The 9,322-nt window shown below is 75.4% G+C and carries 10 protein-coding genes; 5 read left to right on the top strand and 5 right to left on the bottom strand.

Translation table 11 applies throughout. The features are described 5' to 3' along the window. Both AB7J25_RS28680 and AB7J25_RS28675 read left to right on the top strand, forming a co-directional pair. Nucleotides 1-819, top strand: an 819-nt coding sequence (locus tag AB7J25_RS28680; protein WP_428514152.1) for an ABC transporter ATP-binding protein, incomplete at its 5' end; no start/stop codon positions are given. Between the two features lie 85 nt (nucleotides 820-904). Then, nucleotides 905-2,395 carry a hypothetical protein gene (locus tag AB7J25_RS28675; protein ID WP_428514150.1) on the top strand — a complete coding sequence of 497 codons (1,491 nt, stop codon included), beginning with the start codon at nucleotides 905-907 and terminating at the stop codon, nucleotides 2,393-2,395. Between the two features lie 13 nt (nucleotides 2,396-2,408). Here the strand turns inward: AB7J25_RS28675 and AB7J25_RS28670 are convergent, their stop codons facing one another. The 3 genes from AB7J25_RS28670 to AB7J25_RS28660 form a co-directional block, all read right to left on the bottom strand. Beyond that, the gene (locus AB7J25_RS28670; RefSeq protein ID WP_428514148.1) at nucleotides 2,409-2,681 is read right to left on the bottom strand and encodes a hypothetical protein; all 273 of its coding nucleotides are present in this window, start codon (nucleotides 2,679-2,681) and stop codon (nucleotides 2,409-2,411) included. A 276-nt stretch (nucleotides 2,682-2,957) separates the two neighbouring features. Beyond that, nucleotides 2,958-4,106 carry an FIST signal transduction protein gene (locus AB7J25_RS28665; RefSeq protein WP_428514146.1) on the bottom strand — a complete coding sequence of 383 codons (1,149 nt, stop codon included), beginning with the start codon at nucleotides 4,104-4,106 and terminating at the stop codon, nucleotides 2,958-2,960. A gap of 408 nt (nucleotides 4,107-4,514) precedes the next feature. Beyond that, the gene (locus AB7J25_RS28660) at nucleotides 4,515-5,801 is read right to left on the bottom strand and encodes a competence/damage-inducible protein A (RefSeq protein ID WP_428514144.1); all 1,287 of its coding nucleotides are present in this window, start codon (nucleotides 5,799-5,801) and stop codon (nucleotides 4,515-4,517) included. A gap of 170 nt (nucleotides 5,802-5,971) precedes the next feature. Between AB7J25_RS28660 and AB7J25_RS28655 the strand changes: the two genes are divergently transcribed. Then, the gene (locus AB7J25_RS28655) at nucleotides 5,972-6,373 is read left to right on the top strand and encodes an STAS domain-containing protein (RefSeq protein ID WP_428514143.1); all 402 of its coding nucleotides are present in this window, start codon (nucleotides 5,972-5,974) and stop codon (nucleotides 6,371-6,373) included. A 9-nt stretch (nucleotides 6,374-6,382) separates the two neighbouring features. On the opposite strand, the gene AB7J25_RS28650 is transcribed toward AB7J25_RS28655, so the two are convergent. Next, the gene (locus AB7J25_RS28650) at nucleotides 6,383-6,685 is read right to left on the bottom strand and encodes a hypothetical protein (RefSeq protein ID WP_428514141.1); all 303 of its coding nucleotides are present in this window, start codon (nucleotides 6,683-6,685) and stop codon (nucleotides 6,383-6,385) included. Nucleotides 6,686-7,370: 685 nt separating this feature from the next. Between AB7J25_RS28650 and AB7J25_RS28645 the strand changes: the two genes are divergently transcribed. Both AB7J25_RS28645 and AB7J25_RS28640 read left to right on the top strand, forming a co-directional pair. After that, nucleotides 7,371-8,156 (top strand): hypothetical protein, encoded by a 786-nt coding sequence (locus AB7J25_RS28645; protein ID WP_428514139.1) that lies wholly within the window; start codon nucleotides 7,371-7,373, stop codon nucleotides 8,154-8,156. A gap of 143 nt (nucleotides 8,157-8,299) precedes the next feature. Then, on the top strand, nucleotides 8,300-9,205 hold the full coding sequence (locus AB7J25_RS28640; protein ID WP_428514137.1) for a hypothetical protein: 906 nt from the start codon (nucleotides 8,300-8,302) through the stop codon (nucleotides 9,203-9,205). On the opposite strand, the gene AB7J25_RS28635 is transcribed toward AB7J25_RS28640, so the two are convergent. Continuing rightward, nucleotides 9,202-9,322 (bottom strand): integrase core domain-containing protein (locus AB7J25_RS28635; RefSeq protein ID WP_428514154.1); only part of this gene is annotated, 121 nt, incomplete at its 5' end. The genes AB7J25_RS28640 and AB7J25_RS28635 overlap by 4 nt on opposite strands.

Raw genomic sequence — 9,322 nt, 5'->3', positions numbered from 1 at the left:
TCCGTCGAGCTGCGCGGCGTGTCCTTCGCCTACCCGTCCGCGGACCGGGTCTCGCTCGCGTCCCTGGAGGAGGTGGCCCAGCTCGACGTCCGCGGCGGCGTCGAGGTGCTCCACGACGTGTCGTTCCGCGCCGAGCCCGGGCAGATGATCGCGCTCGTCGGGTCGTCAGGGGCCGGGAAGTCGACGATCGCGCAGCTCCTCCCCCGCCTCTACGACGTCGACGCCGGATCCGTGCGCATCGGCGGGGTGGACGTGCGGGAGCTCGGGTTCGACACGATCCGCGGCGCGCTCGGCCTGGTCACGCAGGACGGGCACCTGTTCCACGAGTCGATCCGGTCGAACCTGCTGCTCGCCCGGCCCGGTGCCGACGAGACCGAGCTCTGGGAGGTCCTGCGCCGGGCGCGCCTCGCGGACCTGGTCGTCTCGCTGCCGGACGGCCTGGACACCGTCGTGGGCGAGCGGGGCTACCGCCTCTCCGGCGGGGAACGCCAGCGGCTCACCATCGCCCGGCTGCTGCTCGCCCGGCCGCGGATCGTGGTGCTGGACGAGGCCACCGCCCACCTGGACTCGACCTCCGAGGCCGCGGTCCAGGAGGCACTGGCCGAGGCGCTCGACGGACGGACGGCCGTGGTGATCGCGCACCGGCTGTCGACCATCCGTGCCGCCGACCAGATCCTCGTGGTCGAGGACGGCCGGATCGTCGAGCGGGGCCGTCATGCCGAGCTGCTCGCCGCCGGGGGCCGGTACGCCGAGCTGCACCACACGCAGTTCGCGCACGCTGTGGAGGCCGTCGAGGCGGTGGCACTGGCAGGCGACTGACCCGCCGCGGCCCGTCGGAGCCCCGGCCGCCACCCGGACGTCCTCCGCTCGTTGGACCGGGTACCGCCGCAGCCCCCGGAGGGTCATGAACTCGCCCCAGCCGACCCCGGCCGCACCGGCCGGGGCGCCGGACGTCCACCCCGCCGACTCTCGCCAAGGACGCCACACGGCCGGGGCGGACGTCCAGCTGCGCTGGTTCGTCACGCTCTGGGTGATGGCGCTCGCGTTCCACTACTCGGACAGCGAGCCGCTCGCGGTGCTGCCGGTGCTGGTCGTGGGGCTCCCGGCGCTGCTGTACCCGTCGGTGGCCACCTTCCTGCCGTTCCTCGCAGCGGACGCGCTGGTGGCGGCGCTGCACCTGCCAGCGGCGTCGAACCATCTCGTGCTGAGCCTGCTCGTCGCGGTCGCCCTGGGCGGGGCGGCGCTGCACGCGTTCTGGCGCCCCGGGCCGGAACCGTTCGCGGCCCGCTGGCTCGACACGTCGCGCAGCCCGGTGGGGCTGGTGCTGCTGGTCGTCTACGCGTTCACCGTGTTCCACAAGCTCAACACGGCGTTCTTCGACCCGGCCACGTCGTGCGCGGGCACACTGCTCGGCCAGCTCGTGTCGTTGAGCGGTGGCACGCCTGCGTTCCCGCCCGCGGTGGTGTCGGCCGCGGCGGCGGGGACGGTGACGGTCGAGGCCGCGATCCTCGTGCTGCTCGCCGTCCCGGCGTGGCGGCGGTGGGGTGTGGCGCTCGGGGTCGGGTTCCACGCCGTGCTCGCACCTGCGTCCTTCTTCGACTTCGCGACGGTCGTCGTCGCGCTGTACGTGCTGCTGGTGCCGCGGGAGGTGTTCGCGGGGCTCGCGGGCCGGGAGGCGCGGCTGCGCGGCGTGGCGCTCGCGGCGTTCGGCGGGCACGTGTTCGTGGGGCTGGTGACGGCCGCCCTCGGCGTGTCCGGTCCGGCGGTGCACCTGCTGCTGGTCGGCACCTGGTACGTCGCGGTGGGTGCGCTGATGCTGCCGCTGGTGCTCGCCGGGCTCGCCACCCGCGCGCCGTGGCTGCGGTGGCGATGGCGGCCCGCGGTACTGCTGCTCGTCCCGCTCGTGGCGTTCGCGAACGGGATGACGCCGTACCTGGGGCTCAAGACGGTCGCGAACTACTCGATGTTCTCCAACCTGCACACCGAGCAGGGCACCACCAACCACCTCGTGCCGGGAACGGCGGCGCTGGACGTCGCCGGGTTCGCGCGCGACACCGTCACGGTGACGGCGCTGCGGCTGCCCGACCGGGCGATGTTGAGCCCGCTCACGACGGTCCTCGGTGGAGCGTCATACGTGCGGCGGGCGGCGCGGTGGTCGTCCGAGCCGGCGCCCGTCGTCGTCCCGTACCGGGAGCTGCGACGCACCGTGCTGCTGTGGCGCGACGCGGGGATCCGCGGCGTCGCGCTCACCTACACGCACGCGGGCGACACCCGCTCCGTCGCCGACGCCACCGCGGACCCGGAGCTCGCCGCACCCCTGCCGTGGTGGGAGCGCCATCTCCTGGCTTTCCGGGCCGTGGACTCCGGCGACGGGCCGGACCGCTGCCGCTGGTGAGAGCCGGCGGGGATCAGCGCACCTCGCGGAAGAACACCCGCAACTCCTCGACGAGGATGCCCGGCTGCTCGAGGGCCGCGAGGTGCCGGCCGCGCGGCGCGGCCGACCAGTGGCGCAGGTCAGTGAACCGGCGCTCCACCCAGCGCCGCGGGGGCCGGTGCAGGTCCCGGGGGAAGATCATCACGCCGGACGGGACGGGGACGAGGTCCAGTCTGCGGCGCCCGTAGCTCTCCCGGTAGATCCGCGCCGAGGACGCGGCGGCGTCGGGGAGCCAGTAGAGCATCACGTTGTCGAGCAGCCGGTCGTTCGACGGCGTCCGCGGGCGAGCCGTGGTCGTCGGTCCAGGCGTGGAACTTCTCGACGGCCCAGGCGAGCTGCCCCGCGGGGGAGTCCGCGAGCCCGTAGCCGACGGTCTGCGGGCAGGTGGCCGACGGTCTGCGGGCGGGGTGGCCGCGCGAGTTGCGCATCTCATCAGGCCGTGACGCGGGTTCCGTCGGGACAGGGTGGGCAAGACGGCCTGGCGAAATGCGCAACTCGCGGCGGCGGGATGCGCAACTCGCGGTCAAGGGAAGGCGAGCACCGATGCGGTGAACCCGTGCAGGTGGTTGCGCCCCGCGACGGGCCCGATCTCCCCCGCCGCGAAGAACCCGGCGATCGCGGCGTCCCCGAAGGCCGACCGGGCGACGCGGACGTCGTGGTCGGCGGAGTCGAACATCGCGGTGCCGCGGCCGTTGCAGGAGAACAGGAGCGCGCCCCGCGCCGGGGCGCCGGAGAGCAGCTCGGCGAGGTCCTCCCCCGCACCGGCCGCGTCGCGCACCTGGAAGCGGACGGTCTGCCCGATCTCCACCAGGTCCCCGACGACGACGGCGCCCGCCGCCTCGTCCGCGCCGAGGACGCCGCGGATGAGGAAGTCGCCGCGACCGTGGTCGTCGGCGTACTCGTTCATCGCGACGCCCAGGTGCAGCCCACGGGCGACCATCGCCTGCTCCGGCGGCGGCAAGGCGGTGACGATCTCGGCGAGCCGCTGGTAGGCGGGCGCCCCGGCCAGCTCCAGCAGCACGTTGCGCTCGGCACGGGTGACGATCATCGGAGGCCCGATCGGGCGGCAGCCCTGGCTCACCACGGTGCGCGCGCCGACCTCGCCGCCGAGCAGCACCCCCACCGCGCCCCGGTCGTGCGCCTCGCCGTCGAGGAACAGCCGGTTCGCACCCGGCCCGGCTGCCGCACTCGCAAGGCCTCCGACCAGCGGAAACCCGGGGGCGAGCGTGTTGGTGCGCTCCAGGAACCCGCCGACCGGGAACGAGTACGGGTCGACGAGCAGCGCCGCCACACGATCGTCGGAGCCGATCGTGGGCAGGCCGTCGATGCCGATCCCGGTCTCGTTGCGCAGCGCGGTGAGCCGCACCGGTGTGACGCGCACCTGGGGCAGCACCGCCGCCCAGACCGCGACGGCGGGCTCCTGCTCCACTCCGCGACCGTCGCCGATCACGCCGCCCGCGGTGGCACCGAACGTCGTGCGGCCGCCGGCGAGCTCGGTAGCCCGGCGGGCGGCGCGGGCCGCTGCGTCGCCACCCTGTCGGCCGGGGGCGACGAAGACCGCGACGAGATCCGGCGGGGTGCCGTCCAGCGGGCCGCACGCCTGGGCGACGGCGACCTCGGCCGCGCCTTCCAGGTCCGGCCCGACCGCCAGACCGTCGCCGAACCGCCGCATGTCCCACCTCCCGGGTCGGGCACCCATCGTGACAGCTCCGGCACGCACCGGCGAGCGGCGTTCGGACCCCAGCCGGATCTACCGGTGACACGCGGGACGGCCCGCCCACGGCACCCGACGCCCGGCCCACCCACGCAGCCGACGCCCGCCCGCGGGCCCTCGCACATGTGTGCGGGCGCCGGTACCCAGCTACGCGTGGTGGCACACACTGCAGACCGCCTCGACGTCGCGGTGCGCCCCCTCGGCAAGGGTTCGGGAGGCGGCGTGGACAGCGCCCCAGGCCGTGCAGGGCGCCCGCCGCACGATGATCACCATCACCGGTGCAGGACGCTCGTATCCGAACGGGATGTACCTGCCACGGTGATCATGGCCCGAGCCGCCCCGTGTCCGGCCCGGCACCCGGAACCGTCAGGACCCGCGCGCCGCCCGCAGCAGCAGGTGCACGGCGACGTCCGTGGCGCGTTCGCGGATGTCGGCCCGTCCGCCGGGCAGCACCGGGTCGCGCGCGACGACCAGCCCGTCCCCGGTGGTGAGGCAGAAGCAGACGTAGCCGACGGGCTTGGCCTCCGTGCCCCCGTCCGGCCCGGCGACGCCCGTGATGCCGACCGCGACGTCCGCGCCGAACCGGGCCCGCGCCCCGTCCGCCATCGCCCGCGCGACCTCCGGTGACACCGCGCCATGTGCCTCGATCAGCTCGGCGGGGACGTCGAGCTGCGACACCTTCGCGGCGTTCGAGTACGCGACGGTGCCGCCCGCGACGTACGCCGAGGACCCCGCCCGGTCCACCAGCCGGGAAGCGAGCATCCCGCCGGTGCACGACTCCGCGGTCGCCACCCACCAGCCCCGGTCGAGCAGCGCGCGGGCGAGCAGCTCGTCGGTCGACGTGCCGTCGGCGCTCACCAGCTCGCGGGTGTGGCGCGCGACGATCGCCTCCGCCAGTGCCTGCGCGACGTGCTCGGCACCGGGACGCGGCCGCACGTCGACCTCCAGCTCGGCGCGGCGCAGGCACGTCGTGACCTCGACGGCGTTCAGGTCGTGGTCGGCGCCCAGCTCGCGCAGGGTCTCGGCGATCCGCGGCTCCGGCAGCCCGACGAACCGCAGCGACCGGGCCGCTGCGGCCGGCACCCCGGCGAGCAGCTCCTTGACCGGTGCGGCGTCGAGCACGGACGGCCACATCCCCTGCAGCTCCCGCGGCGGCCCGGGCAACACCACCACCAGCGGGCCGCCCGGACGGCGCACGACCAGCCCCGGCGCGGTGCCGACGGGCGGCAGCGCCACTGCACCCACCGGCACCATGGCCTGCTTGCGGGTGCCCACGTCGAGCGCGGCGAACACCTCCTCGCCGACCTTGTTGCGCCGCGCCCACGCGGTGACGCGCTCCGCGATCCAGGCCCGCATCGGCTCGTCGAGCACCATCTCCGCGCCCGCGAATCGGGCGACCAGCTCGGCGGTGAGGTCGTCCGCCGTCGGCCCCAGGCCCCCGCTCGTGACGACCAGGGCGCACCCGGAGACGTACTCCAGGGCCGCGGTCAGGTCCGCGGGTCGGTCGCCGACGACGAACAGGTGCGCCACCTCGAAGCCCAGATCCGACAGCTGCCGGGCCAGCCACGGGCCGTTGGCGTCCGAGATGGTGCCGGTGAGCAGCTCGCTGCCCGTGACGACGATCGCCGCCCGCGGCCGCCCGGTGACGTCCATGGGTCGCACCCTAACCCCACCCGGTGATCACTCCGGTCCGCGCGGCGGGCGCAGGGGCGCGTGGCACCGGCCACACACGCGGTCGTAGGGTTGTCAGGAAAGGCCAGCCCACCGTGACCGTCCGTGCCACAGGGCCGACCACCTGGCCCCACCATCCGGGAGGAGCACGGATGACCGATCGACCCGCCGACACCGAGACGACGGCCGGGGATCCCGGCGACGTCGGCGAGGTCGTCCGCTTCGACGTGGTCCCGCACGGCGAGGACACCCTGGTGATCCACGTGGTCGGCGAGATCGACACGCTCACCGCCCCGGTGCTGCGCGCCCAGCTCGACGAGCACCTGCCCACCGCCGCCCTGCTCGTCCTGGATCTCACGCAGGTGACGTTCCTCGGCTCGGCCGGGCTCGCCGTGCTCGTCGCGGCGAAGGACGGTGCGGACCGCCGGGGTCACACGCTGCGCCTCGTCCCGGGCTCGCGCATCGTCACGCGCGCCCTGGAGGCCACCGGACTCCTCGCGCTGTTCGAGATCGCGGAGGGGGTGCCGGAGGCGCTGCGGCCCGCGGTGTCCTGACGGCAGCCCTCACGCCGAGCGCCCCGCGGCAGGCGGGGCCAGCCCGCGTGCGATGGCGCGCAGCACGCGCGCGAGGTTGCGCAGCGTCGTCCACAGGTGCGACCAGTTGCCGGTGCCGGCGAAGTACTCGACGACCGCGGCGAAGTCGCCCCGCGTGAGCGCGACCAGCGCCAGGCAGGTGTGGGCGTACCAGCGGTCCAGGTCGCCGCCCAGCGCCAGGCACGCGCGGACGTGCCGTTCCGCGGCGGCGGGATCGCCCCGCATGTACGCCGCCCGCGACGCCCCGGCGAGGACGACCCGCCTCTTGCGCATGCCCGGCGAGTCGCGGATCGGCGGCGAGCTCGTCGGCCCAGCGGCGGATCTCGGCGAGATCGCGCCACACCACCGCGGCCGGGTCCTGCGTGGCACGGGCCCGGGTGAGCAGCGACCGCGCGCGGCCGGCGTCCACGTCCTCGGCGGGGACGGCGAGCCGGTAGGCGCCGCTCCAGCCGCTCCGGCGCCGCGCCCCAGGTCGGCGCGCAGGCGCGACACCTGGCCTTCTCGGCGCCGTCGGCGGGCCACAGCGCGACGAGCAGGTGGTCGACGGTGACCGCGCGCCCGCCGGCGAGGGCGAGCAGGGCGAGCAGCGCCCGGCGCTTCGGCCCGCGGACGTCCGCCGGCGCGCCGTCGACGAGCACCTGGAGGGGCCCGAGCACCGCACCTGCAGTGACGAGCCCATGCACCACCACCCTTCCGGGGGAAGCATGCCGCGCCGGCAGCGGCGTGCACGAGGCCCGCGAGTCGCATCGACGCCGCGTGGACCGACCCGGCGCTCGGCGTGGACGGGCTGCGCCCGCGACCCGCGAGGGTCCTCGGCGCCGCCCTGCGGAGCGGGCCGGGCCGCACCTGTGCCGCCCCAGCCGCGATAGGCACACTGGGTGACCGTCAGCCGCAGATCCGACCCCGTCCACCGCTGAACGGGTCGACCGTCGCCCGTACGGGGTAGAAGACTCCGTACGTGACCACTCCCCGTCATGACTTCCCCGAATCCCCCGCCCCCACTTTCGACATCGTCCGCCGTGGTTACGACCGCGAGCAGGTCGACCTCCGCCTGACCGAGCTCAAGGGCCGCCTCACGGCCTCCGAGCAGGCTCGCGACTCCGCCGAGCAGCGCGTGCGCACCATCGACGAGGAGCTGCGGGCGCTGCGCACCGAGCGGCCCATGTCCCAGGAGAGCTTCGGGTTCCGCGCCGAGAGGATCCTCCGCATGGCGGAGCACGAGGCCGCCGACGTGCGCGCCCGCGCCGCGAAGGAGGCCGCGGCCGTGATCGAGCACGCGCGCGGCGAGGCCGAAAAGCACCGCCACCAGGTCGAACAGGCCCTCATCACCCGCTCCACCGAGCTCGACAAGGAGGCCGCGCAGCGCACCGTCGCCGTCCAGGAGCGCGAGGAGCAGGCGAAGGCCCTCCTCGCCGGCGCCCGCGAGGAGGCCGGCCGTATCGGCGAGGACGCCCGCTCCGGGGCCGACAAGCTCGTCGCCGAGGCCGAGGCCCGTGCCGAGCAGCTGCGCCGCCGCACCGACGACGAGTGCCGCCGCCGCCGCGAGACCGCCGAGCAGGACCTGCGCCGGCTGAGGTCGCTGCACGAGGGTGTCCGCACGGAGATCGCGCGGCTGCACAAGCTGCTGGGTGCGGAGATCGCCGCGGCGCTGTCGGCCGGGGACGCGGGCGCTGGCGGGGACGCCTCCCCGGCGGCGGACGGATCGGCGGACGTCAGGGGCATCGCCGCCCGCAAGGCCTCCTGACGGCGCGGGGCGGCGTCGCCGAGCGGCGCGCCGCCGCGACCGGTCGTCCACCGGACGTACGCGCGACCGCCGAACGCAGCAACGGACCCGCCCGCCGTGCCGTGTTGGACCGGGCGGGCACGGCCCGGCGAGACTTCCGTGACGTGGCGATTCTTTCCAGCGGTTCCCCCGGCGTCCCCCAGTTCGACCTCGTCCGCAGGGGCTACGACCGCGACCAGGTCGAAGGGCACCTGCGGGAGCTCAGCGACCGTCTCGCCGCGTCGACCCAGGCCCGCCAGGTGGCCGAGCAGCGCGTCCGCACGCTGGAGGAGGAGCTGCGCGCCACCCGGGCCCGGGGCGAGAACGCCGAGCCGGCGATGTCGCAGGAGAGCTTCGGCTTCCGCGCCGAGAAGATCCTCCGCCTCGCCGAGCACGAGGCCGCGGACGTGCGAGCCCGCGCCGCCAAGGAGGCGGCCACGGTCCTCGAGCAGGCGCGGTCGGACGCGGAGAAGCACCGTCACGAGGTCGAGCAGACCCTCATCGCGCGCTCCACCGAGCTGGACAAGGAGACGACCACCCGCAACGTCGCGATCCAGGAGCGGGAGCAGCAGGCGCAGGCCACCCTTGCCGACGCGCGCGAGGAGTCCCAGCGGATCACCGACGAGGCGCAGCGCAGCGCGGAGAAGACGCTCGCCGACGCCCAGGCCCGGGCGGAGCAGCTGCAGGTGCGCACCGACAACGAGTGCCGGCGCCGCCGCGAGGGTGCCGAGCAGGAGCTGCGTCGCCTCGGCGGGCTCCGCGACGGGGTGCACTCGGAGATCACCCGGCTCCACGCCCTGCTGGGTGCCGAGGTGTCGGGCACCCAGCAGGGGCAGCAGGCGCGGCCCCCGGTGGCGGGGTCCGCGCCAGAGACGCCCGCACCGACCGCGACCGCACCGACCGGCGGCACACCCGGCACGAGCAGCGGGCCGGGCCAGGCGGCCCAGAAGCCCGCACCGACCTCGACCGGTCCCACCCCCGTCGTCTCGGGGACCGGTTCCGGCCTGCGCCGGCCCGGGCAGGCCCGCTAGCTGTACTGACTCGACAGGTTGGTCAACCGGCTGATCGGTGGTGAGCTGCCGATGGCGGTGTGGGGCCTGTGGTGGTTGTACTCGTGCAACCATCCCGGTAGTGCTTTTCGGCGGTGC

Origin of the sequence: Pseudonocardia sp. (genome assembly GCF_050246655.1) — a bacterium.
Lineage (GTDB): Bacteria > Actinomycetota > Actinomycetes > Mycobacteriales > Pseudonocardiaceae > Pseudonocardia.
The sequence above is the reverse complement of the archived record's forward strand: the minus strand, read 5'-3'. Positions and strand labels throughout refer to the sequence as shown.

Coding starts and splice junctions, on each gene's coding strand:
- AB7J25_RS28675 (WP_428514150.1), top strand. CDS start 905: ATGAACTCGCCCCAGCCGACCCCGGCCGCACCGGCCGGGGCGCCGGAC.
- AB7J25_RS28665 (WP_428514146.1), bottom strand. CDS start 4,106: ATGCGGCGGTTCGGCGACGGTCTGGCGGTCGGGCCGGACCTGGAAGGC.
- AB7J25_RS28660 (WP_428514144.1), bottom strand. CDS start 5,801: ATGGACGTCACCGGGCGGCCGCGGGCGGCGATCGTCGTCACGGGCAGC.
- AB7J25_RS28655 (WP_428514143.1), top strand. CDS start 5,972: ATGACCGATCGACCCGCCGACACCGAGACGACGGCCGGGGATCCCGGC.
- AB7J25_RS28650 (WP_428514141.1), bottom strand. CDS start 6,685: ATGCGCAAGAGGCGGGTCGTCCTCGCCGGGGCGTCGCGGGCGGCGTAC.